Origin of the sequence: Kitasatospora fiedleri (assembly GCF_948472415.1) — a bacterium.
Classification (GTDB): Bacteria; Actinomycetota; Actinomycetes; order Streptomycetales; family Streptomycetaceae; genus Kitasatospora; species Kitasatospora fiedleri.
This window is the reverse complement of record NZ_OX419519.1, coordinates 640,161-662,788: the sequence shown is the minus strand read 5'-3', so window position 1 is coordinate 662,788 and position 22,628 is coordinate 640,161. Positions and strand designations below refer to the sequence as shown.

Annotated in this window: 22 protein-coding genes and 2 pseudogenes; 14 read left to right on the top strand and 10 right to left on the bottom strand. The window is 76.0% G+C overall.

Going from position 1 to position 22,628, the window contains the following annotated elements; genetic code table 11:
- The first annotated feature begins 246 nt into the window (after positions 1-246).
- The gene (locus QMQ26_RS03425) at positions 247-507 is read left to right on the top strand and encodes a hypothetical protein (RefSeq protein ID WP_282204704.1); all 261 of its coding nucleotides are present in this window, start codon (positions 247-249) and stop codon (positions 505-507) included.
- 37 nt (positions 508-544) lie between these two features.
- On the opposite strand, the pseudogene QMQ26_RS03420 reads toward QMQ26_RS03425, so the two are convergent.
- A pseudogene (locus tag QMQ26_RS03420) lies at positions 545-1,707 on the bottom strand (PP2C family protein-serine/threonine phosphatase).
- Between the two features lie 93 nt (positions 1,708-1,800).
- On the opposite strand from QMQ26_RS03420, the gene QMQ26_RS03415 reads away from it, so the two are divergent.
- Positions 1,801-2,304 carry a MarR family winged helix-turn-helix transcriptional regulator gene (locus QMQ26_RS03415; protein WP_100834824.1) on the top strand — a complete coding sequence of 168 codons (504 nt, stop codon included), beginning with the start codon at positions 1,801-1,803 and terminating at the stop codon, positions 2,302-2,304.
- Between the two features lie 309 nt (positions 2,305-2,613).
- Here QMQ26_RS03415 and QMQ26_RS03410 read toward each other — a convergent pair whose 3' ends face one another.
- A complete protein-coding gene (locus QMQ26_RS03410; protein WP_282204703.1) occupies positions 2,614-3,198 on the bottom strand; it encodes a TMEM165/GDT1 family protein in 585 nt (194 codons plus the stop codon).
- Positions 3,199-3,765: 567 nt separating this feature from the next.
- Between QMQ26_RS03410 and QMQ26_RS03405 the strand changes: the two genes are divergently transcribed.
- The 3 genes from QMQ26_RS03405 (at position 3,766) to QMQ26_RS03395 (ending at position 5,907) form a co-directional block, all read left to right on the top strand.
- Positions 3,766-4,956: a cytochrome P450 gene (locus tag QMQ26_RS03405; RefSeq protein WP_282204702.1), complete on the top strand. Its 1,191-nt coding sequence runs from the start codon at positions 3,766-3,768 to the stop codon at positions 4,954-4,956.
- 29 nt (positions 4,957-4,985) lie between these two features.
- Complete coding sequence (locus tag QMQ26_RS03400) at positions 4,986-5,192, top strand: ferredoxin (RefSeq protein WP_100834821.1); 207 nt, start codon at positions 4,986-4,988, stop codon at positions 5,190-5,192.
- A gap of 67 nt (positions 5,193-5,259) precedes the next feature.
- Positions 5,260-5,907 (top strand): AAA family ATPase, encoded by a 648-nt coding sequence (locus QMQ26_RS03395; protein WP_282204701.1) that lies wholly within the window; start codon positions 5,260-5,262, stop codon positions 5,905-5,907.
- 7 nt (positions 5,908-5,914) lie between these two features.
- Here QMQ26_RS03395 and QMQ26_RS03390 read toward each other — a convergent pair whose 3' ends face one another.
- The 3 genes from QMQ26_RS03390 to QMQ26_RS03380 form a co-directional block, all read right to left on the bottom strand.
- Positions 5,915-6,544: an MBL fold metallo-hydrolase gene (locus QMQ26_RS03390; protein ID WP_100834819.1), complete on the bottom strand. Its 630-nt coding sequence runs from the start codon at positions 6,542-6,544 to the stop codon at positions 5,915-5,917.
- Positions 6,544-7,629 (bottom strand): S-(hydroxymethyl)mycothiol dehydrogenase, encoded by a 1,086-nt coding sequence (locus QMQ26_RS03385; RefSeq protein WP_100834818.1) that lies wholly within the window; start codon positions 7,627-7,629, stop codon positions 6,544-6,546. The genes QMQ26_RS03390 and QMQ26_RS03385 overlap by 1 nt, the downstream gene beginning before the upstream one ends.
- A gap of 84 nt (positions 7,630-7,713) precedes the next feature.
- Positions 7,714-8,883 (bottom strand): DNA alkylation repair protein, encoded by a 1,170-nt coding sequence (locus QMQ26_RS03380; protein WP_282204700.1) that lies wholly within the window; start codon positions 8,881-8,883, stop codon positions 7,714-7,716.
- Between the two features lie 301 nt (positions 8,884-9,184).
- Between QMQ26_RS03380 and QMQ26_RS03375 the strand changes: the two genes are divergently transcribed.
- The 4 genes from QMQ26_RS03375 to QMQ26_RS03360 all read left to right on the top strand — a co-directional run bounded on the left by QMQ26_RS03375 (position 9,185) and on the right by QMQ26_RS03360 (position 11,687).
- Complete coding sequence (locus QMQ26_RS03375) at positions 9,185-9,589, top strand: SsgA family sporulation/cell division regulator (RefSeq protein WP_159072961.1); 405 nt, start codon at positions 9,185-9,187, stop codon at positions 9,587-9,589.
- Between the two features lie 187 nt (positions 9,590-9,776).
- Positions 9,777-10,364 (top strand): ECF RNA polymerase sigma factor SigK, encoded by a 588-nt coding sequence (sigK, locus tag QMQ26_RS03370; RefSeq protein WP_111552376.1) that lies wholly within the window; start codon positions 9,777-9,779, stop codon positions 10,362-10,364.
- A complete protein-coding gene (locus tag QMQ26_RS03365; protein ID WP_100834813.1) occupies positions 10,361-11,125 on the top strand; it encodes an anti-sigma factor in 765 nt (254 codons plus the stop codon). The genes sigK and QMQ26_RS03365 overlap by 4 nt, the downstream gene beginning before the upstream one ends.
- A 118-nt stretch (positions 11,126-11,243) precedes the next feature.
- On the top strand, positions 11,244-11,687 hold the full coding sequence (locus QMQ26_RS03360) for a hypothetical protein (RefSeq protein ID WP_100834812.1): 444 nt from the start codon (positions 11,244-11,246) through the stop codon (positions 11,685-11,687).
- Between the two features lie 39 nt (positions 11,688-11,726).
- Here QMQ26_RS03360 and QMQ26_RS03355 read toward each other — a convergent pair whose 3' ends face one another.
- The 5 genes and pseudogenes from QMQ26_RS03355 to QMQ26_RS03335 form a co-directional block, all read right to left on the bottom strand.
- Positions 11,727-12,488 carry a DUF1295 domain-containing protein gene (locus tag QMQ26_RS03355; protein WP_282206402.1) on the bottom strand — a complete coding sequence of 254 codons (762 nt, stop codon included), beginning with the start codon at positions 12,486-12,488 and terminating at the stop codon, positions 11,727-11,729.
- A 56-nt stretch (positions 12,489-12,544) separates the two neighbouring features.
- Entirely contained in the window at positions 12,545-13,807 is a 1,263-nt protein-coding gene (locus QMQ26_RS03350; protein ID WP_282204699.1) for a class I SAM-dependent methyltransferase, read from the bottom strand.
- 199 nt (positions 13,808-14,006) lie between these two features.
- A pseudogene (locus QMQ26_RS03345) lies at positions 14,007-14,726 on the bottom strand (DUF1365 domain-containing protein); the annotation flags it as partial.
- Between the two features lie 59 nt (positions 14,727-14,785).
- A complete protein-coding gene (locus QMQ26_RS03340; RefSeq protein WP_282206401.1) occupies positions 14,786-16,117 on the bottom strand; it encodes an NAD(P)/FAD-dependent oxidoreductase in 1,332 nt (443 codons plus the stop codon).
- 182 nt (positions 16,118-16,299) lie between these two features.
- The gene (locus tag QMQ26_RS03335; protein WP_318552180.1) at positions 16,300-16,821 is read right to left on the bottom strand and encodes an SRPBCC family protein; all 522 of its coding nucleotides are present in this window, start codon (positions 16,819-16,821) and stop codon (positions 16,300-16,302) included.
- 294 nt (positions 16,822-17,115) lie between these two features.
- Between QMQ26_RS03335 and QMQ26_RS03330 the strand changes: the two genes are divergently transcribed.
- The 5 genes from QMQ26_RS03330 to pip all read left to right on the top strand — a co-directional run bounded on the left by QMQ26_RS03330 (position 17,116) and on the right by pip (position 22,600).
- Positions 17,116-17,418, top strand: coding sequence for a DUF3040 domain-containing protein (locus QMQ26_RS03330; RefSeq protein ID WP_159072960.1), 303 nt, complete (start codon positions 17,116-17,118; stop codon positions 17,416-17,418).
- A 172-nt stretch (positions 17,419-17,590) separates the two neighbouring features.
- Positions 17,591-17,959 (top strand): hypothetical protein, encoded by a 369-nt coding sequence (locus QMQ26_RS03325; protein WP_282204698.1) that lies wholly within the window; start codon positions 17,591-17,593, stop codon positions 17,957-17,959.
- A gap of 162 nt (positions 17,960-18,121) precedes the next feature.
- On the top strand, positions 18,122-18,403 hold the full coding sequence (locus QMQ26_RS03320) for a hypothetical protein (RefSeq protein ID WP_282204697.1): 282 nt from the start codon (positions 18,122-18,124) through the stop codon (positions 18,401-18,403).
- Positions 18,404-18,695: 292 nt separating this feature from the next.
- A complete protein-coding gene (locus QMQ26_RS03315; protein ID WP_282204696.1) occupies positions 18,696-21,521 on the top strand; it encodes a carbohydrate-binding protein in 2,826 nt (941 codons plus the stop codon).
- 92 nt (positions 21,522-21,613) lie between these two features.
- The gene (pip, locus tag QMQ26_RS03310; protein ID WP_282204695.1) at positions 21,614-22,600 is read left to right on the top strand and encodes a prolyl aminopeptidase; all 987 of its coding nucleotides are present in this window, start codon (positions 21,614-21,616) and stop codon (positions 22,598-22,600) included.
- Positions 22,601-22,628: the final 28 nt, after the last annotated feature.

Genomic DNA, 22,628 nt, shown 5'->3' with positions numbered 1-22,628 from the left:
GACACGGGTGGAGGAACGCACCATGCCTGGGCAGGAAAGCCGCGCGGAAGACGCGATCCGCGCCGCCGAACACGTTGCCGAAGCCATGATCGAACTGTGGCGGCGCGCGCACGAGGAGGTTGCCGCTGCCGTCTCCGACCAGCAGATGCGGGCTCTGCTGGTGCTGGAGGACGGCAGCGGCAACCCCACCGTGCTGGCCGCCAGACTCGGTCTCAGCCCTCGTCGACGACCCGGCTCTACGACCGGTTGGAGCACCGCGGGCTGGTCGCCCGGGTCCAGTCCGGGCGGAAGGTCGCCGTCTCGCTCACCACGGTCGGCGACCGTCTGCTGGAGGCGACCCGGCGGCGCCGCCGCGAGCTGCTGAGCCAGGCGCTGTCGGCGGCGGCCGCCGCCGACCAGCCGGTGCTGTACGAGGCGCTGGAGCAGCTCTGCGCGCTGGTCCAGGACCTGCCCCCGGCCGCGCCGGAGCTGACGGTCGCCGACCCGGGCCCGCAGTGCCCGCCCTGATGCCGGGTCACCCGCCGGGCCGCCCACCGGCCCCGGTTCAGGCGTCCGCGCCCGGGCGGCCGTACCAGTCGACGCAGACGATCAGGGCGTCGTCGTCCGGGTCGGCGGCGCGGTGGCCGGCCAGCTCGGCCAGGATGGCCCGCGGCACCTCGGCGGCGGACAGCAGCCGGGTGGCGTGGATCGCCCGGATCAGCGCCCGTTCGCCGTAGCGCTCCCCGGCGGTCGAGGCGACCTCGGAGACGCCGTCGCTGACGATGATCAGCCGGTCCCCCGGCCGCACCTCGAACTCCTGCTCGCCGTACGGGGTCTCGTCCGCCATGCCGAGCGGCAGCTGGGCCTCGAAGGGCACCCGCTCGACCGTGCTCGCGCGCAGCCGCAGCAGCTGCGGGAGCCCGCGTCCACCACCCGGACCCGGCCGGTGTCCAGCGCGAAGTCCAGCAGCAGGACGGAGAGGAACATCCGGCCCCGGTACTGGGCGTAGACGGCCTGGTCGGCGAGGGCCGCCTGGTCGGCGATGCTGATGCCCGCCCGGCGGGCGTTGCGCAGCGCGTTGACGGCCAGGTTGGTGAGCAGCGCGGCCTCGATGCCCTCGCCCATCCCGTTGGAGACGGTCAGCACCAGTCGGTCGCCGCCCGCCGACCAGTCGAAGTTGTCGCCGTGGATCGCGTACGCGGGCTCCAACTGCGCGCCGATCGCGTACTCGGCGTGCCGGCAGGCCTGGGCGGGGAGCAGCTGCCACTGCATCTCGGCGGCCAGGGTGAGCCGGTTGCGGCGGCGGGCCTGGAGGTAGAGGTCGGTGTCCCGCCCGGCGACCAGGATCTCGCGGGCCAGCATCTCGGCGGTCTCGCACAGCTCCTCCGCCACCTCCGGGGTGAGGCCGCCCGCGGGCAGTCGGACCGTCAGGACGCCGAGCCGGTCGCCGCGGACCGTGACCGGCACGTAGGCGATCACCGCCCCGTCGTGCCCGTCCTCCTGGGCGAACAGCTCCTGCGCGCCGAAGGCCCGCCCGGCCGGGTTCCCGTGCGCGGGGACCGCCGCCCCGGGCTGCCGTCGCGCGGACACCGGCTGCAGGACGCTGAGGCTGTAGTCGACCATCAGCAGCTCGACCTCGGACGCCGCGTAGCACCGGGTCAGGCAGTCACGCAGGGCGTCGAGCAGGTCGTGGGGTGCAGCGGTGCGCAGGGCGCGCTCGACTGCCATCAGGTTCGTCACGTCGGTCATTTCGTCGAGAAGCGGACCGGGCGGCCGTCGGACGGCTGCCCGTGGGTGACCGGTAGTGCCAAGATAGGGACCATGAGCCCCTTCTCCGCCCTTCCGGGTCCAGGCGACGCCGCGCAAACGGCGTCCTCGGTGGTGGAACTGCTGGAGATCCTCTGGGGCGGCGGACGCGATCTGGCGACCGCCCCCCTGTCGGCGTCACAGTTGCGCGTCATGTATGTGCTGGAGCGTCAGGACGGGATCAACCTGCGGACGCTGACCGAGGCGCTGGACTCGACGCCGTCCTCGGCGAGCCGCCTGTGCGACCGGCTGGAGGCGGTCGGGTTCCTCGACCGCGCGCCGAGCACCACCAGTCGGCGCGAGCTGGAGCTGCGGCTCAGCGGTCGCGGCCTGGCCTTCCTCGCCGAGCTGCGGGCCCGGCGGGAGCGGCAGATCGGGGCGGTCCTGGACGCGATGCCGCCCGCGGAGCGCAAGGCCCTGGTGCGCGGCCTGGAGTCCTTCCAGGACGTCCTGGCGGGCACCGTCCGCCCGCCCGCCCTCGGGGTCGCCGGGTCGCCTTCGGCGACGCGGTCGGCCTAGCACACCCACCGTGCCTCCTGCCCGGGTTCCCAACGGCGGGCAGCGGGGAAGCCCCCCGGGGAACCGTCCCCGGGAGGTTGCTGTGCGCGCCTGACTCAGACGCAAGATTGTTGCCGACAGGCCATTGTTGTCAAACGGCAAATGTTGCGGGGCCCCCGCCGCCCGCGACCCCCGCGGCGCGGGAGAACGGCGACGGCCCGGCCGTCCCGTCGGGGTGGAGGCGGGGCGGCCGGGCCGTCGGGGTGGAGGCGGGGCGGCCGGGCCGTCGGGGTGGAGGCGGGGCGGCCGGGCCGTCGGGGGAGGCGGTCGTCAGCCGGTGAACGCCTCGACCAGGGTCCAGACGGCCAGGACCGCCATGCACAGGCCGCCGACGCGCTGGATGGTGCGCAGCGGGACGCGCTTGGCGATGACCCGGCCGACCAGCAGGGCGAGGGCGGAGACCGACATCAGGGCGGCGGCGGAGCCGATCGCGGTGGGCAGCCAGCCGTTGGTGGCGGCGAGGTTGGCGGTGGTGATCTGGGTCAGGTCGCCCCACTCGCCGATGAACACCGTGGTGAACGCCGTCGCCCAGACCGGCCAGAAGCCGGTGACCGTCTTCGGGCCGCCCTCCTCGTCGTCCTCGTCGCCGCCCGAGCGCAGCAGCACGATCGCGCCGAAGGCGAACAGCGCGGCGGAGACCAGCTTGACGGCCAGGCCCGGCAGCAGGCTCAGCAGGCTGCCCGCGCCGACGGCGATCGCCACGTGCACGATGAACGCCGCCGAGGTGCCGAACCAGACGTAGAGCGGGCGCATGCGGGTGCCCATGGCCAGCGAGGCGAACATCGTCTTGTCGGGAAGTTCGGCCAGGAAGATCAGCCCGAAGGCGGTGAGCATCGCCAGGGGGTCGAAGGACATCGCGGTGCTTTCTGCAAGGGGCCGGGCCGCGGGCTCGAACGGCACCGGGCGGGCGACGGGCGAACCTCTCGGCCCGGCACGACGAGACCTCCCGCGCGGTGGCGCGGCAGGGTCATGCACAGGCCGAAGGTCTCGTCCGTCGCGGCGGCTTGCGCGCCGCGACCCACGGGCCGGGACGGGCACGCCGTCCAGTGTGTCGACCGGTGGTGTTTCGGGACTACTCCCCTTCGCGGCTCCGAGTGTAGGCGATCGACGGGGCCGGGGGGAAACCGCCCCCGGACGGGCGGTGGCCCGTTCTCGACCGCGCGCCCGGCCGCCCGCCCGCCCCGTCCGACCCGGACCCGCCTGGTGGGTGCGGGGACGGCCGCCCGCGGCGGCGGTTCGGACACGCCGGAATCCGGACAGAATCCGCCCCGGCGGCCGGGTGTCCTTCCCGTGGCCACGGAACGCGAGTTAGCGTGACCGTGAGTTAGTTGCCCTAGGCACTCAATTGCCGGGCCGCCCTGCCGCACCCCCGCCCGCACCGGGCCCGGACGGCAGCCCCCGGCCCCGGGAAGGGACCCCAGCATGGCCACTGCCGCCACCACCTCCCACCCCGCCCCGCGCGGCGCCTGCCCGTTCGCGCCGCCGCCCGTCTACCAGCAGGCCCGGCAGGACGAACCCGTCACCCGGGTCGCCCTCTGGGACGACACCCCCTGCTGGCTGATCACCCGCCACCAGGACGCCCGCACCGTCCTCGCCGACCCCCGCTTCAGCGCCGACGCCACCCGCCCCGGCTTCCCCTTCCTCAGCGCCGCCGCCCGCCAACTCGGCACCGGCAACACCTCGTTCATCCGGATGGACGACCCCGAGCACGGCCACCTGCGCCGGATGCTCACCGGCGACTTCACCCTCCGCAAGACCGCCGCGCTGCGCCCCGCGATCCAGCAGGTCGCCGACGACCTGTTCGACCGGATGACCGCCGGCCGCACCGCCGCCGACCTGGTCGCCGAGTTCGCCCTCCCGCTGCCCTCCCTGGTGATCTGCCTGCTGCTCGGCGTCCCCTACGAGGACCACGAGTTCTTCCAGCACTGCAGCCGCACCCTGCTGGACCGCAGCACCGGCACCGAACAGGCCACCGCCGCCCAGCAGAGCCTGGTCGACTACCTCGACGCCCTCACCGACAGCAAGCGCGCCCACCCCGACGACGGCATCCTCAGCCGCCTGGTCGCCCGCGGCGAACTCTCCACCCAGGACATCGGCGCCATGGGCCGCCTGCTGCTGATCGCCGGCCACGAGACCACCGCCAACATGACCGCGCTCTCCGTCCTCGCCCTGCTGCGCCACCCCGACCAGCTCGCCCACCTGCGCGCCCACCCCGAGGCCACGCCCGCCGCCGTCGAGGAACTGCTGCGCTGGCTCAGCATCGTGCAGACCGGCGTCACCCGGGTCGCGATCGAGGACGCCGAGATCGGCGGCGTGCTGATCCGGGCCGGCGAGGGCGTCATCTGCCAGCTCAACACCGCCAACCGCGACCACGAGCGCTACCCCGACGGCGACGCCCTCGACCTGACCCGCGACACCCGCCGCCACCTCGCCTTCGGCTTCGGCGTCCACCAGTGCCTCGGCCAGCCGCTGGCCCGGCTGGAACTGGAGATCGCCCTCGACACCCTGCTGCGCCGGCTGCCCGACCTGCGGCTGGCCGTGCCCTTCGAGGAGATCCGCTTCCGGCACGAGATGACCGTCTACGGCGTCGAGTCGCTGCCCGTCGCCTGGTGAACCCCGGAACCGAAGCGAGAGGAACCACCATGATCGTCCACGTCGACCGGGACAGGTGCTGCGGCGCCGGGCAGTGCGTCCTCGCCGCCCCCGAGGTGTTCGACCAGAGCGACGAGGACGGCACCGTCGTGCTGCTCGACGCCCGGCCGCCCGCCGAACTCGTCCGGGAGGTCGCCGACGCCGTCGCCGCCTGCCCGGCGGGGGCGATCCGACTGGAGGAGGGGGCACCCCGGTAGGCTGCCCGGCGGACCGCGGGGAGGAACGCGCCGCGGGGAGGAACGCGCCGCGGGGAGGAGCGAGCACGTGCAGGCCACCGGGTACGCCCCGCGCGGGGTCGCCGACCTGCGCGGCCGCTCCGGCCCGCCGCTGGCGCTGCACTACGGGCCGGACGCGGTCGTGGTGGTCGGCGGCGTCCCCGGCAGCGGCAAGAGCACCCTGCTGCGGCGCTGGGACGCCCCCGCCGGGCTGATCGACCCGCGCACCACCCGGCTCGCCTGCCAGGCCCGGATGCCCGCCGCCCTGCCCTACCCCGTCTACCGCCCCGCCGTGCGCCTGCTGCACCTGCTGCGCACCCGGGCCGCGTTCCGCCGCCCCGGCCCGCTGCTGGTGCACGACTGCGCCAGCCGCTGGTGGATGCGCCGGGCGCTCGCCCACTGGGCCCGGCGGTACGGGCGCGAGCTGCACGTGGTGCTGCTCGCCGTCCGCCCCGCCGAGGCCCTGGCCGGGCAGCACGCCCGGGCCCGCACCGCCGCGCCGCGCACCTTCCGGCTGCACGTGCGGCGCACCGCCCGGCTGCTGGCCCGGCTCGAACGGCGCGGGCGGGCGGCGTTCCCCGGCGCCCGGTCGGTGCTGCTGGCCGACGCGCCCGCGCGCGAACGGCTGACCGGCGTCCGGTTCGGGGACCCCCGGGGCCCTGCGGGCCCCGTGGACTCCGTGGGCCCCGGGGCCTGACGCCCGGTCAGTGGCCCCGGGCGATCCACTCCTCCAGCTGCGGGGCCTCCGCGCCGACGGTGGTCGAATCGCCGTGGCCGGTGTGCACCACCGTCTCCGGCGGCAGGGTCAGCAGCCGCTCGCGGATCGAGGCGATGATGGTCGGGAAGTCCGAGAAGGACCGGCCGGTGGCGCCCGGGCCGCCCGCGAACAGGGTGTCGCCGGTGAAGACGGTGCCCAGCTCCGGGGCGTACAGGCTGACCGCGCCCGGGCTGTGGCCCGGGGTGTGCAGGACGGTCAGCGCGGTGCCCGCGACGGCCAGCCGCTGCCCGTCGGCGAGCGGGGCGTCCGGCGCGCGGTCCGGGTGGGTCTGCCGCCACAGCACCTCGTCCGCCGGGTGCAGCAGCACCGGCGCGCCGGTCAGCTCCGACAGCTCCGGCGCCGCGTCCACGTGGTCGTTGTGGGCGTGGGTGGAGACCACCGCCAGCAGCCGCCGGCCGCCCAGCGCCGCCGCGATCGCCCGCGCGTCGTGCGCCGCGTCGATCACCACCGCCTCGGTGTCGTCCCCGACGATCCAGACGTTGTTGTCGACCTGCCAGGTGCCGCCGTCCAGGCTGAACTCGCCCGAGGTGACCAGCCGTTCGATCCGGGCCGCCATCAGAACACCACCACCGAGCGCAGCACCTCGCCGCGCTGCATCCGGGCGAACGCCTCCTCCACGCCGTCCAGCGGGACGGTCTCGCTGACGAACGCGTCCAGGTCGAGGCGGCCCTGCAGGTACAGGTCGATCAGCATCGGGAAGTCCCGCTCCGGCAGGCAGTCCCCGTACCAGGACGACTTGAGCGCGCCGCCGCGCCCGAACACGTCCAGCAGCGGCAGTTCGAGCTTCATCTCCGGCGTCGGCACGCCCACCAGCACCACCGTGCCCGCCAGGTCGCGGGCGTAGAACGCCTGCCGGTACGTCTCCGGGCGGCCGACCGCCTCGATCACCACGTCCGCGCCGTTGCCGCCGGTCAGCCCGCGGATCGCCTCCACCGGGTCCACCGCGCGGGAGTTGACGGTGTGGGTCGCGCCCAGGCGCTGCGCGGTGGCCAGCTTGCGGTCGTCCACGTCCACCGCGATGATCGTGCCCGCGCCGGCCAGCCGGGAGCCGACCACCGCCGCGTTGCCCACGCCGCCGCAGCCGATCACCGCGACGCTGTCGCCCCGGCCCACCTGCCCGGTGTTGATCGCCGCGCCCAGGCCCGCCATCACCCCGCAGCCCAGCAGCCCGGCCGCCGCCGGGGACGCCGCCGGGTCGACCTTGGTGCACTGCCCGGCCGCGACCAGCGTCTTCTCCGCGAACGCGCCGATGCCCAGCGCCGGGGACAGCTCGGTGCCGTCCTCCAGCGTCATCTTCTGCCGCGCGTTGTGGGTGGCGAAGCAGTACCACGGCCGACCGCGCTTGCAGGCCCGACAACGGCCGCACACCGCACGCCAGTTGAGGATCACGAAGTCACCCGGGGCGACCTCCGTCACGCCCGCGCCGACCGACTCCACCACGCCCGCCGCCTCGTGCCCCAGCAGGAACGGGAACTCGTCGTTGATCCCGCCCTCCCGGTAGTGCAGGTCGGTGTGGCACACCCCGCACGCCTGCACCCGCACCACCGCCTCACCCGGCCCCGGCTCCGGCACCACGACGGGCACCACCTCCACCGGCGCCCCCTTCGCACGCGCGATCACACCCCGGACAACCTGAGCCATCTTCCGTACCCGTCCTCTGCTCGGCACTCGGTCCGCGACGGCACCCGGTTCGTTCGGCGCGGGCGCCGTCGCCCAGCAGCGAACTTACGCGGTTCCGGACGGGAAGTCGCCCGTTCGGCCCTCCGGCGCGCGCGGGGAGCGCTCCTCGGCCGGGAGCAGGGTGAACGGCGCCGGGTCGAAACGGTGCCCGTTCACCTGCAACTGCACCGCGTGCCCGCCCGGGTGGTAGACCCGGGTGCTGATCGGGCGGAAGGAGTGGACCCGGGCCAGCTCGGCGCCGGCCCCCGGCGCCAGGGTGCGGCGGGCCAGCTTGAACACCTTCGGAGTGGTGCGGCCGTTCGCCTTCCGGTGGTGCACCACGTAGTCGATCACCAGCGAGACCGGCGCGTCCGAGACGTTGGCGACCCGCGCCGTGAACGCCAGCGCGCCGCCCACCGGGACCTCGGCCCGCTCCAGCACCGGGCCGACCACCTCGACGTCCGCCCGCCCGCCGTGGAAACCCACCAGCGCCAGCGCCGCCGGATCGCCCTCCTTCACCAGCGTGCGCATCGCGTGCCGCACCACGCCCGGCGTGCTCGGTGCGGGCGCCGCCGCCCAGCGGGCCGCCGTCGCGGCGGCCAGCGCCGGATCGAGTCGGGACAGGTCGTTGAGGTGGTTGGCCACCGAACGGCGCACGCTCGCGTCCGCGTCCCGGTACAGCGCGTCCAGGACCGGGACGGTCACCCCCGGACCGGCCGTCAGCGCCGGGACCCGCCGGGCCCACGGCAGCCGCGCCCTGGTCCCCTCGCAGGCCAGCCGGCGCACCGCCGGGTCCGGCGAGGACGTCCAGGCCAGCGCGGCGGCCAGGGTGCGCGGCAGGTCGGCGTTCAGGAAGGCGCGCAGCGCGAACTCCGAGGTCAACCGGGGCGTCAGCGCTGCCAGCAGCTCCAGTCCGTCGGCGAAGTCACCCGGCTCGCCGGAGGCCGTCGCGGCGGTGGCCACCGCCTCCGACACCGGCCACACCATCCACCCCGTCAACTCCGGCCGCCCCAGCGCGGCCCGCACCGCCCCCGCCACCTCCCGGTACCCGCCGCCCGCCTCCGCGACCACCGCACCCCCCACCAGCCGCGCCCGGTCGCTCAGCCCCAGCCCGCCCAACCCCGCCGCACAGCCCGCCACCCCCCGCCACCCGGACGCGCGCGGGGCCGCGGCCCCCAGGACGGCCGCCAACTCGCGGACGGTCTCGGCACTGATCAGTTCATCGGCGGTCGGCACACCTGCTCCAGAGCTCCGGGGACGACGGGCCCGCCCACCCGACAGGCGGACCCGGGCTGTCGCCCGAAGCTAGCGCCCACCGCTGACAGCACGCCGCGCGCCAAACGGGAACGGGAGGTCCGGCACCTGCTCCCGCACGCCCCACCGGCACCGCGGATTCGGCCGTTCGTGTGGTGACCGGAGGGCATCGGTGAAGGTTCTGCGTGGATCGACGCATCTCCGGGTCGGGTGGGTAGTCGGGGCCATGCCGTCAGCTTTCGGCACCGTTCGCCGTCGCCATCTGGAAGGAAGGCCGCACCGCATGGCCGTCGCCACCTGCTGGTCCACCGCCGTCACGCTTCCGCACAGCCCGCACCCGGACCTGGCGGTGGAGGCCGGGCTGCACTTCGACTCCTCGGTTCCGTACGCCGTCCGGCTGGTGTTCCCACCGGTCGGCCGGATCGACGCGGTGGAATGGGTGTTCGGGCGCGACCTGCTCAACGAGGGCCGTCTCGCGCCCGCCGGGCACGGCGACGTCACCGTCCGGCCCGGCGCCGACGGCGAGGTGCTGATCACACTGCACGGCGGCACGGGGGCGGCGGTGGTCAACATCCCGGCGGAGGTCGTCACCGGCTTTCTGCTGGAGTGCTACGCGCTCGTCCCGACCGGCCACGAGCACGAGCACCTCGACGTCGACGGCCTGATCGCCCGGCTGCGGGCCGCGTAGGGCGGGCCGGGGGCCTCGGCGACAGGACCCGCACAACTGCCCGGGTCCGGGGCAATCCGGACGGCGGGCCGTGACGAAGAGCGGGTGAGTCGTGTTGTCGAGTCGTCGCGGTCGGGGGTTCCGGCCGCCGTAGGGAGGCCCCCGTGCCGGTGGTGCAGCGCAGGAACGTCATGGGCGGGGTGGGCAGGTGAGCCACGTCGTGTCACTGGCCCCGCCACGGCGGCCGGGACCGGAACTGCGGGAGTTGCTGGCCCGGGTGGTGCGGGGCGACCAGGAGGCGTTCGCCGCGCTCTACGACGCCGTCTCCGGCCCGGTGTTCGGGCTGGTGCGGCGGGTGGTGCGGGACGTCGCGCAGTCCGAGGAGGTCGCCCAGGAGGTCCTGCTGGAGGTGTGGCGCACCGCCGCCCGCTACCAGGCCGACCGCGGCGAGGTGCTGTCCTGGGTGCTGACCATCGCGCACCGGCGGGCCGTCGACCGGGTCCGCTCCGCGCAGGCCGCCGCCGACCGCGACCGGAAGGCCGCGGCGGCCTCGCACGGCGGCTCGCCCTACGACGAGGTCGCCGAACAGGTCGAGGGACGGCTGGAGCGCGAACAGGTGCGGCGCTGCCTGCGCACCCTGACCGAACTCCAGCGCGAGTCGCTCACCCTGGCCTACTACCGCGGCTACAGCTACCCCGAGGTCGCCCAGGTGCTCGGCGCGCCGCTCGGCACCGTCAAGACCCGGATGCGCGACGCCCTGATCCGGATGCGCGACTGCCTGGGGGTGGGCGCGTGAACACCACCGACCCGCGCACCCGCGACCGGCACGCCCCCGACCCGCACACCCTGACCGGCGCGTACGCCGCGCACGCGCTGAGTCCCGAGGAGAACGATGCCTTCGAGCGCCACCTCGACCACTGCCCGTCGTGCGCCCAGGAGACGGCCGAGTTCGCCGCCACCCTGGCCCGGCTCGGGGCGGCCGAGGCCGCGGCCCCGCCCCCGGAGCTGAAGTCCCGGGTGATGGCCGCGCTGCCGGGCGTCCGGCAGGAGGCGCCGCGCGTCGCCCGCCCGGCCCCGCCGCGGGCCCGGTTCGCCCGCCGCGCCCCGAAGCTGGCGCTCGCCGCCTGCCTCGCCCTGGCCGTCGGCGCGGGCGGCCTCGCCGTCCAGCAGCACCGCGAGGCCGAACGGGCCCGCGACCGGGTCACCGCGCTCACCCGGCAGCAGGAGTCCGTCACCGCGCTGCTCACCGCACCGGACGCCCGCACCGCGACCACCGCCACCGACGGCGGCACGGCCACCGTGGTCTGGTCGGCCGCCCGCGACCGGGCCGGCTTCCTCGCCGCCGGCCTGCCCGACCCGGGCCCCGGCCGCACCTACCAGCTCTGGTACGACGACGCCGGCACCATGCGCCCGGCCGGCCTGCTCCCCACCGGCGACGGCACCCTGCTGCTCAGCGGGGCCCTGAACGGCGCGGCCGGGGTCGGCGTCACCCTCGAACCGGCCGGCGGCTCCCCGCACCCGACCGCCGCCCCGGTCCTGCTGCTGCCGTTCAGCTGAACCGGCCCGGGCACCCGCCCGGCTCCGGCCGGGCGGGTCGAGGGGGAACCGGGCGCTCCCGCGGGTAGGTTCCGCAGGGGGGAACGGGGTGGACCCCCGCGGGGGAGGGGAGAGCGCGATGCCGACCGAGGTGCCGTTCCGGGACGAGGACCGGGCCCGGCTGTACGCACTGGTGCTGCGCGGCGCGTCCGGGCAGCCGCCGGTGCAGGCGGCCGTCCGGCTGGCCTTCCAGGTCGCGGAGGTCCGCGACTGGCTGGTCCGCAACGGCTTCGTACCGACCTCCGACGGCCCGGACGGCCCGTCCGCCGCCGTGGACTTCCGCCACGCGATGGACCGCCTCGGCCGGCCCCGGCAGGCCGGACGCGCCTCCGCCCGGGACGGCCTCGGCGAGCCCGCCAAGGCCGTCCTCACCGTCGCCGCCGGCCTGGCCGGGGTCCGGACCGGCCCGCTGCGCCACGCGATCGAGGGCCTGACGCCCGAACAGGCCCGGCTGGTGGCCGAGGCGGTGATGCAGGCGGCGGGCTACCCGGACGCCACCGCCGACCCGCACGGCCGGGCCTGAGCGGCGGTCGTGGGGGCCGGCGGTGGCCGGGCCCGGGCCTCAGCCGCCCGTCCGCGGGGAGCGGCGGCGCGGCGGGAGCGGGAAGAAGGAACTGGTCCGCGCGGTGTACTCGGCCCAGCCGGGGCGTTCGCCGGAGGAGAGGTGCTTCTCCAGCATGGGCTTGCCGCTGCCGAAGGCCAGCAGCCACGTCATCAGCAGCGGGCTCGCGACGAAGGCCCAGCCGATCGGCGCGTGCGCCACCAGCAGGAACAGGCCCCACCAGACGCAGGCGTCGCCGAAGTAGTTGGGGTGCCGGGTGTAGCGCCACAGCCCCCGGTCCATCACCCGGCCGCGGTGGGCCGGATCGGCCTTGAAGCGGGCCAACTGGGCGTCGCCGACCGCCTCGAAGAACAGGCCGACCGCCCACAGGGCCGCGCCCGCCCAGGCGGTCGGCCCGAGCGGGTCGGGCAGGTACTGGGCGGCCAGCACCGGCAGCGAGACGAACCAGACCAGGACGGCCTGGAGCAGGTAGACGGTCCGCAGCGCGTACCGGGTGCGGGCCGGGCCCTCCGGGGCGCGGGACAGCATCCGGGCGTAGCGCGGGTCCTCGGGCAGGCCGCGGGCCCGCCACCACAGGTGGGCCGCCAGCCGCAGGCCCCAGACCGCCACCAGGACGGTGGCCAGCGCCCGCCGCCCGCCGTCGCCGTACCCGGCGGACAGCCCGTAGCCGGTCAGCGCGACGGCGGTGAACGCCAGGCCCCAGGCCACGTCGACGCCCCGGTGACGGCCGGTGCGGACCCCGACCGCGAACGCAAGCAGCATCACGGCGAGGGCCGCGCCGGCGGTGCAGGCCGCGCCGACACCGAACGCGGCGGCGTTCACCGCAGGCCGTCCCGGCTCAGCAGCACCTGGTGGACGTTCAGGTAGCCGGTGCGGAACCCGGCCTCCGAGTACGCCAGGTACAGCTCCCACATCCGGCGGAACACCTCGTCGAAGCCCAGCTCCGCGACCTCCCCGGCCCGGGCGGTGAACCGCTCCCGCCACAGTCGCAGCGTCTCGGCGTAGTGCGGCCCGTACGCGTCCGCGCTGTCCACCCGCAGCCGGGTGTGCGCGGCGGCGGTGTCCGCGATCGCCCGCAGCGAGGGGATCTGCCCGCCGGGGAACACGTACTTGAGAATCCAGGTGTACGTGCTGCTGCTGGCCAGCATCCGGGCGTGCGGCATGGTGATGGCCTGCAGGGCGACCCGGCCGCCGGGGGCGAGCAGCCGGTCCAGCGCGCCGAAGTAGGCGGGCCAGAACGGGCGTCCGACGGCCTCGATCATCTCGCAACTGACGATCGCGTCGAACTCACCCCGGGCCTCGCGGTAGTCGCAGAGCCGGACCTCGACCCGCTCGGACTGCCCGGCGTCGGCGATCCGGCGGCGGGCCAGCGCGAGCTGTTCCGCGGAGAGCGTGAGGGTGACCACCCGGGCGCCCCGGGCGGCGGCGCGCAGGGCGAGTTCGCCCCAGCCGGTGCCGATCTCCAGCAGCCGGGTGCCGGGGCCGACGGCGGCCAGGTCGAGCAGCCGGTCGATCTTGCGGTGCTGGGCCGGGACCAGGTCCGCCCAGCGGGTGGCGGGGGAGGGGGCGGAGAACACCGCCGAGGAGTACGACATGGTCGGGTCGAGGAACAGCCCGAACAGCTCGTTCGACAGGTCGTAGTGCCGGTGGATGTTGCGCCGGGCGTTGGCGGCCGTGGACAGCTCCGCCGCCGGGGGCCGCCGCACGTACAGCCGGCGCAGCCACCCGGTGCCGGGCGGCACCAGGGTCTCGGGGCGGGCGGCCAGCGCGGTCAGCAGGCGGGCCAGGTCCGGACTGTCCCAGTCGCCCGCCTGGTAGGACTCGCCGAAGCCGATCAGGCCGCCCGCGCCGACCCGGTGCAGGAACGCCTCCGGGCGGTGCAGCCGCAGCACCGGGGCCTGCGGCGGGCCGGCCAGCAGCGGTCGCCCGCCGGGGAGTTCGACCCGCAGGCCGCGGCGGGCCGCCGCCCGGCGCAGCAGCCGCCCGGCCGCCGCGGCCCGCAGCGGGGCGTGCGGCACCCGGGCGACGTCCGGCCAGCGCAGCGGGTCGACGGCGGTCGGGAAGGGGACGGTGGTGGTCATCGACGGGGTGCCTCTCCGGAACGGGAACGGGAACGGTGGCGGGTGCGGGGGAGGGGACGGGCGGCGGCGGTCTCCGGGCCGGTGCGGGGGCCGGGTTCCGGCCGCCCGTGGGGGCAGGGACCGGCGGTGGACCCGGCTCCCGGGTCGGCCTCCGGGCGGGGGCACGGGCCGGCGGCGGCCTCGGGCTCGACCCCGGGCGCGGGCGCGGGTGGACGGGCAGGCCGCGCAGCCACAGGCGGATGCCCTGGGAGCGGATGCGCAAACTGACGACGAAGGTCGCGAACGGGTGCCGCAGCACCGCCCGCAGCAGCGCGGCCGGGCCCGCCGGGCGGCCGGTGCCGGCCACCGTGGCGGTGAACGCCCGCCCGCCCGGCAGCTCCAGTCGCACGGTCAGGTGCAGCCGGGCGTCCGGCTCCGGCAGCAGCATCCGGTAGTGGCCGTCGACCGGCAGGAACGGCGAGACGTAGAACTCCTTCGCCGTCCGCGCGTGCCCGGCCCCGTCCGGGAACAGCAGGTAGCGGTGCCGCTCGCCGTAGGTGTTGTGCACCTCGGCGACGGTGCACAGCGGCGCGCCCGCCGCGTCCCGGCACCAGTACACCGTCAGCGGGTTGAACACGTACCCCAACGAGCGGGCCTGGGTCAGCATCAGCACCCGCCCGGCCGGGCGCAGGCCGTGCGCGGCCAGTTCGCGGGCCAGGTCCTCCCGGATGCTCGCGGGGTCGGAGCCGGAGCCGGGCGCGAGGGCGTGGTCGCGGGGCAGGAAGCGGGCCAGCGGGCGCAGCGCCCGGGGCAGCCGGGGCAGGTGGTCGAGGTCGACCAGCCACAGGTAGCCGCGGTGGCGGAACACCCGGCGCGGCTCGGCCCGGACGTGCGTGGTGCGGGTCTCGTACAGCACCGCGCCCCACGGGCCGGGCAGCACGCGCGGCACGGGCGGCGCGGCGCCCGGCGCACCCGCGGCACCCGCCGCGCGCACGGCACTCACGGCGCGACCGTCGCGAGCAGGTGGCGGGCGGCGGCCAGGCCGGAGCGGCAGCCGTCCTCGTGGAACCCCCAGCCGTGGTACGCCCCGGCGAACGTGGTGCGGGGACCGGCCAGTTCGGGCAGTCGGCGCTGGGCGGCGACCGTGCGGGCGGTGTACACGGGGTGCTCGTACACGGTGCGGGAGACCACCAGCGGCTCGGGGACCGGCTGCCGGTCGTCCTCGTTCAGGGTGACCAGGTAGTCCTCCGCGCCGCCCAGCCGCAGCAGCCGGTTCAGGTGGTAGCTGACCCGGACCCGGTCGGAGGGCGCGTCGCAGTCCGGCATCCGGTAGTTCCAGGAGGCGCGCGCCCAGGCGGCCCGGGGCAGCACCGAGGCGTCCCGGTGCAGCACCGTCGGGTTGCGGGAGTACGCGAACGCGCCCAGCACCTCCCGCTCGGCGGGCGTCGGGTCGGCGAGCAGCCGCAGCGCCTGGTCGGGGTGGACGGCCACCACCACGGCGTCCGCCCGGGTCCACCGCCCGTCCTCGGTGGCCACCGTGACGCCGTCCGGGTGCCGCCGCACCGCGCGCACCGGCGCCGAGCGGTGCACGGTGCCGGAGTGCGCGGTGAGGTGCGCGGCGATCCGCTCCACGTACGTGGCCGAGCCGCCGACCACGGTGCGCCAGGTCGGCGAGCCGGTGACGCTCAGCAGGCCGTGGTTGGCCAGGAACGCGAACAGGTAGCGGGCCGGGTAGTCCCCGGCCAGGTCGGGCGCGCAGGACCACACCGCGGAGACCAGCGGCGTGATGAAGTGCTGCGTGAAGTACGGCGAGAAGCCGTGCCGGGCCAGGAACGCCCGCAGGCTCGGGTCGGCCGCGTCCGCCCCGTCCGTGTCCGCCCCGTCAGCGCCGGCGCCCGGCTCCGGGTCGGCCGGCTCCGGCGCGGCCAGCAGCTGGCGGGCCAGGCGGTGGAAGCGCGGCACCTCGCCGAGCATCCGCAGGTACCGGCCCCGGACCAGGTTGCCCGGGGTGGCCAGCAGCCCCGAGAGGCCGCGGGCCCCCGCGTACTCCAGGCCGCAGCCCTCGCAGTGCACCGACATGCTCATGTCGCTGTCCTGCGTCCGCACGCCCAACTCGTCGAACAGGCCCACCAGTTCCGGATACGTCCGGGTGTTGTGCACCAGGAATCCGGTGTCCAGCGCCAACTCCCGGCCGTCCGCCGCCGTGATCCGCTGGGTGTGCGCGTGCCCGCCGAGCCGGTCCGCCGCCTCGAACAGCTCGACCGCGGCCCCGGCCCGCGCCAGCGCGTACGCCGCGCTCAGCCCCGCCACCCCCGCACCCACCACGGCCACCCGCCGTACGGGACGCCCCTCGCGCGACGGCGGGACGAACCCTCCGGCGGAAACGGTGCCGAGTGTCGTCACGTCGATCCTCCCCACTGGTCCCGGCCGCCCGCGGCGGCCCTTGCGCCCCTCATTCGGAGGCGCCGGGTCCGCGGATTGCTCCGAACGGGGAGACCGGCCCGGCCGGGCGCTCAGCCGCCGTCCAGCACCTCGGGCATCCGCCGTCGGGCCGCGTCCGCCAGCCGCTCGAAGTCCCGCCGCAGGAACGGCTCCGCCAGCCGCGCCAGCCCGTGGAACCGCAGCCGCGCCCGGTACCGGACCACCGACCCAGCCCCGCCCGGACCCGGGCTGACGGTGATCTCGTCCGAGGCCGTGACCGTGCGGTTGCGCCCCACGAACAGCACCTGGTCCGGCCCGCGGTCCACCAGCTCGTACACCAGCTCGGTGCGCCGCCCCCGGAACACCGAGACGTTCCGCCACCGCGCGCCCGGCCCCGGCGTGCCCGTGGCGGTGCCCGTCCCCGCGCCGGTGCCCGCGCTCCCGCTCGGGCCGATCCGGACGCACTGCTCGGTGCCCGGGTCCCACTCGGCGGCGTGCGCGAAATCCGCCAAGTAGTCCAGCACCTCATCCGCCGGACGGCGGACCGGGATCTCCCGCATCACCTCGATCATCGCTGCCTCCTCGGCCGTGGGGACGTCGACAGGGACGTCCATGGAGTGTCCACGGGGTTCGGAGCCGGGCCCGATCCGGATGGGTGCGGGGGCGCGGACGGGGTGGGGGCGGACCTCCCGGACCCCCGGACGCCCCGGGTCGAAACGCTGCACCAGCGCTGCGGGTGGGCGCCGACCGCCCGGCGGCGGGACTTTTTTCCGGAAAGGGGTACCCGCGATGGTCGCGGCCCGCCGCACCGAGAGGAGAACGGCGATCCGGCCCGCACGGCGCACCGGCCGCCACCGCCGTGCCCGCCCGACGACACCCGCACCCCCTCCCCGAGAGGCGGCAGACCCATGGACACCCGACTGACCCCGCAGGAACGCCTCCTGCTCGCGGAGATCGAACAGCACCTGCGCCGGACCGACCCCCGCCTGGACCGCCGGCTCGACCACCCGCCCGGCCCCGCCGCCCGCCTGAGCCACCGCCCCGTCCTGCTGGTCGCGGCCGTCGCCCTGCTCACCACCGCGACCGCCGTCGGCGCCCTGTGGGCCGGCGCGGGCGGGCCCCACCCCCTCGCCGCCGCCCTGCTCGCCACCGCGACCGCCCTGCTGGCCGCCGCCGCCCTGCGCCGACTGGCACGGCTGCGCCTCGACTGAGCCCCCGCCGACGCCGCCGGCCCCCCTGCCGGCCTTCCTGCCGGCCCTCGCCGGTACCACCGGACGGGCCTTCCGGCGGGGCGCGGCACGCCGTCCGGAGCCGGGTTGCACCCTGTGGTGGAACCGGGTGAACGGGCCGTGTCCCCGTCGGGGGCGGGTAGTTGGACCGGACGTGACAGAGCCTGCGCATACCAGCCCGCTGCCCGCCGTCCGCCTCCAGTGGACGCTGCTGCAACCCCTGCTGGCCGCCCTCTCGGAGGCCGGTGTCCCGCTCCGACCGGGCGATCTGGACCAGTTGCAGCACGCCGCCGCGATCGGTCCCGAGTTCGCCCACGCCCTGGCCCGGTGGCTCCGGGCCGCGCACACCGCCGCCGCCCCCGCCCCGCTGCCGACGGGGGTCCGTACGCTCGCCCCGCGCCCCGAACGGCCCGCTCTCGGCCCGTCCGCCGCCGCGCCGGTGCCCGCCTCCGGGCCCGGGGCCAGGGCCGCGCCCGCGTCGGGGCCCGGGCCCGCCGCCGTCGCGGACCGGCACGCCTCCTGACCGGGCCGTAACGGCCCACGGTGGCTCGCGACGGCCCGCGACGGCCCGCGACGGCCCGCGACGGAGCCGGGCCGGGGGCCGGCCGGGCGCGGGGGCGGGGCACTCGAACGTCGCGGACCGCGTAACCGTCGTGGGCCGTGGCCCGTTGAACGGAGCATGCCCGTGATCAACGAACCGCGCCGCCCGCAGGGCGGGCACCCCCTGGCGACGCCCCCGCGCGTCCCCGAACCGGCGGAACCCCACGACCGGCCCTCCGGTCCCCCGACGATCGGGCACCAGGCCGCCGCCCAGCTGCTCGGCCTGCGCGAGATCGTCCTCCCCGCCGCCGTGGTCGCCGCCGCCGACCTGCTGCTGGGCGATGCCCTCGGCAGCGACGACCCCGTCACCCGGGAGGCCGCCGCGGCCACCCGGGGGCGGCTGCGCGCCGCCCTCGGCCTGGGGTAGCGGCGGGCGGCGGTCGTCCGGGTCGACCGCCGGGACGGCGCCGTCGCCCCCACCCCTGTCGGCCCGTCCCGTCGCGGCCCCACGGGCCCGCCCTCCGCCCCGCCCGAGCCCCTGACTGCGGTGTGCGCGAGTGGAGTTGGGATTTTGCGTGATCCGGTGCAGGCATTGCGGATTCATGTCAACGAGGTTACGTTCGCTGCTGCCCCGCCCGCGCTCCACCGCTCCCCGCTCCTCGCTCAGCGCGCCCGCGCCTTCGCGGAGCGCGCCTCGCGCACGCCCAGGAAGGGACTCGATGAGACGACCTCTGCCCGGCGCCGGCCCGCGCGCCCGGACCGCCCTGCTCGCCACCACCGCGCTGCTGGCCGCCGCGCTCGCCGCGCCCGCGGCCGCCACCGTCGCCACCGCGGCGGACACCCGCGGCGCGGCGGGCGCCCGAGCCGCGGACGCCGACACCGCGGGCGCCACCCTCCCGTTCGCCCCGTGGGAGGCCGAGGCGGGCACGCCCACCGGCGGCGCGGCCGTCGTCGCGCTGACCGCCGCGCCGACCACGCCGTACTCCAGCGCCGCGCTGGAGGCGTCCGGGCACGCGTACGTGCACCTGGCCGCCACCGGGCAGGGCGTGCGCTGGACCAACGGCACCGGCGGGCCGGTCAGCGCGATCAACGTGCGCGAGAGCATCCCCGACTCCGCCACCGGCGGCGGCACCACCGCGACCCTGAACCTGTACGTGGACGGGGTGTTCCGCCAGACGCTGAACCTGAACTCCCAGCAGAGCTGGTTCTACGAGGGCGGCGACGGCCACTACAACGGCAGCAACCAGAACGCCGCCGACGGCGACCCGCGGGACTTCTTCGACGAGGCGCACACCTTCGTCACCGGCGCGCCGATCGCCCCCGGCAGCACCGTCGAACTGCGCAAGGACGCCGCCAACACCGCCGCCTACTACGACATCGACGTGCTGGACGCGGAGAACCCGCCGCCGCCCGCCGCCCGGCCCGCCGGGTCGCTGTCGATCACCGACTGCGGGGCCGTCGCGAGCACCACCCCGACCAACGGTTCGGCCGCGCCCGACGCCGTCGACTCCACCGCCGCGATCCAGAACTGCATCAACCAGGCGCAGGCCCAGCAGCGCACGCTGTGGGTCCCGCCCGGCACCTTCTACCTGCGCGGCACCACCGGCCTGACCGCCCAGGGCATCACCATCGTCGGCGCCGGCCCGTGGTACTCGACGGTCTACCGCGACGTCCCGCTGCCCAACCGCACCCCGCTGGCCGCCCTGTTCAACCTCACCTCCACCCACGTCCGGGGCTTCCACCTGGACTCCAACTCCACCAGCCGGGAGATGGTCGACGGCGGCGGCGGGGCGATGGACACCACCGGCACCGGCTGGAGCGCCGACGGCATCTGGAGCCAGCACGTCGAGTCCGGCTACTGGGCCTCGGGCACCGGCGGCAGCGTCCGCAACGCCCGGGTCACCGCGGTCTGGGCCGACGGCATCAACGTCAACAACGTCTCGCTCGGCAACTCGGTGGGCAGCGACATCACCGCCGACAACAACTTCGTCCGCGGCACCGGCGACGACGGCATGGCCGTCAACTCCGTGAACTACAACACCGACGGCAACGGCAACCGGACGTACTACACGCCGATGGCCCGGATCACCATGACGCACAACACCGTCGTCGCGCCCTGGGGCGGCAAGGGCATCGGCGTCTACGGCGGCAGCGGCCACCTGATCGAGCACAACCTGATCTCCGACACCGCCCGCTACATCGGCCTCGGCGCGGGCCGCTTCGGCGTCAACGGCAGCGACCTGCTCGGCGCCACCCTGAACGCCAACACCGTGGTCCGCTCCGGCGGCAACGGCTACAGCCAGGGCCAGCCCGCGCTGCACGTCGGCAACGGCGGCGACGGCCAGAACACCGGCGTGGTCGACCACGTCACCGTCACCGGCAACACCGTGCTGAACGCGCTGTACGACGGCGTCGGCCTCTCCGCGTCCACCAACACCCTGATGCGCGGCAACACCGTCACCGCACCCGGCCGCAACGGCTTCGTGGTCGCCCCGCCGTTCTACCCGGCGCCCACCGGCTCGGCCACCCTCACCGACAACACCGTCACCGGCCTGAGCGCCGCCGGAGCCACCGCGTACCGCAACAACTCACCGGCCTTCACCGTCACCGCGAGCGGCAACAGCTGGGGCGGCGGCACCGGCAACCCCGAAGCCCCGTACGGCGGTTCGCCCGCCGCGATCCCCGGCACCGTGCAGGCCGAGGACTACGACACCGGCGGCCCCGGCACCGGCTACTTCGTCAACACCGTCAACGGCACCGCCAACGGCTACCGGGCCGACGGCGTCGACCTGGAGGCCATCACCGACACCGGCGGCGGCTACGGCCTCGGCTGGACCTCGGGCGGCCAGTGGCAGCGCTACACCGTGGACGTCGCCACCGCCGGGACGTACACCGTCACCCTGCGGTACGCCGCGCCCGCCGCCGTCACCGGCGCCCTGCACCTGGCGAACGGCACCGGGGCCGACCTGACCGGCGCCGTCACCCTGCCCGCCACCGGCGACTGGCAGACCTGGGGCGATGCCACCGCCCGCCTCACCCTGCCCGCCGGACGCCAGGTGCTCACCCTGGTCCAGGACACCGGCGGCTGGAACCTCAACCACCTGCGCTTCGCCGGCGCCTCCACCCCGCCCGCCACCGACCTGGCGGCCGGCCGGCCCACCACCGAGTCCTCGCACGCCGACGTCTACGGCTCCGGCAACCTCACCGACGGCAACCGGAACAGCTACTGGGAGAGCGCCAACAACGCCTTCCCGCAGTGGGCCCAGGTCGACCTCGGCACCGCCCGGCAGGTCTCCCGCGCCGTGCTCCGGCTGCCCGCCGGCTGGGGCGCCCGCACCCAGACCCTCACCCTGCTCGGCTCCACCGACGGCACCGCCTTCACCCCGCTGAAGCCCTCCGCCGCCCACCTCTTCGACCCGGCGGCCGACAACACCGTCACCCTCGCCTTCCCCGCCGCCCAGGTCCGCTACGTCCGGGTCCAGGTCACCGGCAACACCGGCTGGCCCGCCGGGCAGCTCTCCGAACTCCAGCTCTGGCAACAGTAGGCACGGTGTGGTCCGTCACCCCCCCGGCGGCCCGTCGGGGGGTGACGGTTATTCAGTTGCCGCACGGAGGAGGCCGGTTAGGATCGTCCGTCATGCCTCCGACCCCCCTGGACGACCTCCTCCACCCGCCGACCGTCCCCTACGACCGCGGGTTCCTCGACACCGGCGACGGCAACCGGATCTCCTACGAGCAGCTCGGCAACCCCGCGGGCAAGCCCGCCCTGTACGTGCACGGCGGGCCCGGCGCGGGGGCGCCGGACCGGCCCACCCGGGCGTGGGACCCGGCGCGCTACCGGGTGGTCCGCTACGACCAGCGCAACTGCGGGCGCAGCATCCCGCACGCGAGCGACCCGGCGGCGGACATGGCGCTGAACACCACGCAGCACCTGATCGACGACATGGAGCGGCTGCGCGCGCACCTCGGCATCGAGCGCTGGCTGCTGGACGGCGCCTCCTGGGGCTCGACGCTGATCCTGGCGTACGCGCAGCAGCACCCGGAGCGGGTCAGCGAGATCGTCCTCCAGGCGGTGACCACCACCCGCCGGGCCGAGACCGACTGGCTCTACCACGGGGTGTCCGCCTTCAAGCCGGAGGCGTGGGACCGCTTCCTGGCCGCCGTCCCCGAACACACCTGGGACGGCGACGTGTACGCCCTGCTGGCCGCCTACGCGCGGCGGACGGAGCACCCCGACCGGGCGGTCCGGGCCGCCGCCGCCGACGCCTGGCTGGCCTGGGAGGACGCGGTGATCTCGGACGAGCCCCACGGCATCCCCGGCATGTACAGCGCCCGGGAGGCGGACGACCGGATCGCGTTCGTCCGGATCTGCGCGCACTTCTTCAGCAACGGCGCCTGGCTGGCGGAGGATCAACTGCTGCGGGGAGCCGGGAAGTTGGCGGGCATCCCGGGCGTGCTGGTGCACGGCAGGTACGACATGGGCTGCCCGGTGCGGACGGCCTGGGAGCTGGCGAAGGCGTGGCCGGACGCCCGGCTGCACGTCTTCGACGACTCCGGGCACGTCGGTGGCGAGGCGATGCGGCGGACGGTGTTCGAGGCCCTGGAGGAGTTCAAGGACCGCTGAGCCGGGGCCGCTGAGTCGGGGCCCCTGA

What these genes read in the sequence shown, in the direction of transcription:
- QMQ26_RS03415 (WP_100834824.1), top strand. Translation starts at nt 1,801, where the DNA reads ATGAGCCCCTTCTCCGCCCTTCCGGGTCCAGGCGACGCCGCGCAAACG.
- QMQ26_RS03410 (WP_282204703.1), bottom strand. Translation starts at nt 3,198, where the DNA reads ATGTCCTTCGACCCCCTGGCGATGCTCACCGCCTTCGGGCTGATCTTC.
- QMQ26_RS03405 (WP_282204702.1), top strand. Translation starts at nt 3,766, where the DNA reads ATGGCCACTGCCGCCACCACCTCCCACCCCGCCCCGCGCGGCGCCTGC.
- QMQ26_RS03400 (WP_100834821.1), top strand. Translation starts at nt 4,986, where the DNA reads ATGATCGTCCACGTCGACCGGGACAGGTGCTGCGGCGCCGGGCAGTGC.
- QMQ26_RS03390 (WP_100834819.1), bottom strand. Translation starts at nt 6,544, where the DNA reads ATGGCGGCCCGGATCGAACGGCTGGTCACCTCGGGCGAGTTCAGCCTG.
- QMQ26_RS03385 (WP_100834818.1), bottom strand. Translation starts at nt 7,629, where the DNA reads ATGGCTCAGGTTGTCCGGGGTGTGATCGCGCGTGCGAAGGGGGCGCCG.
- QMQ26_RS03375 (WP_159072961.1), top strand. Translation starts at nt 9,185, where the DNA reads ATGGCCGTCGCCACCTGCTGGTCCACCGCCGTCACGCTTCCGCACAGC.
- QMQ26_RS03360 (WP_100834812.1), top strand. Translation starts at nt 11,244, where the DNA reads ATGCCGACCGAGGTGCCGTTCCGGGACGAGGACCGGGCCCGGCTGTAC.
- QMQ26_RS03355 (WP_282206402.1), bottom strand. Translation starts at nt 12,488, where the DNA reads ATGCTGCTTGCGTTCGCGGTCGGGGTCCGCACCGGCCGTCACCGGGGC.
- QMQ26_RS03350 (WP_282204699.1), bottom strand. Translation starts at nt 13,807, where the DNA reads ATGACCACCACCGTCCCCTTCCCGACCGCCGTCGACCCGCTGCGCTGG.
- QMQ26_RS03335 (WP_318552180.1), bottom strand. Translation starts at nt 16,821, where the DNA reads ATGGACGTCCCTGTCGACGTCCCCACGGCCGAGGAGGCAGCGATGATC.
- QMQ26_RS03330 (WP_159072960.1), top strand. Translation starts at nt 17,116, where the DNA reads ATGGACACCCGACTGACCCCGCAGGAACGCCTCCTGCTCGCGGAGATC.
- QMQ26_RS03315 (WP_282204696.1), top strand. Translation starts at nt 18,696, where the DNA reads ATGAGACGACCTCTGCCCGGCGCCGGCCCGCGCGCCCGGACCGCCCTG.
- pip (WP_282204695.1), top strand. Translation starts at nt 21,614, where the DNA reads ATGCCTCCGACCCCCCTGGACGACCTCCTCCACCCGCCGACCGTCCCC.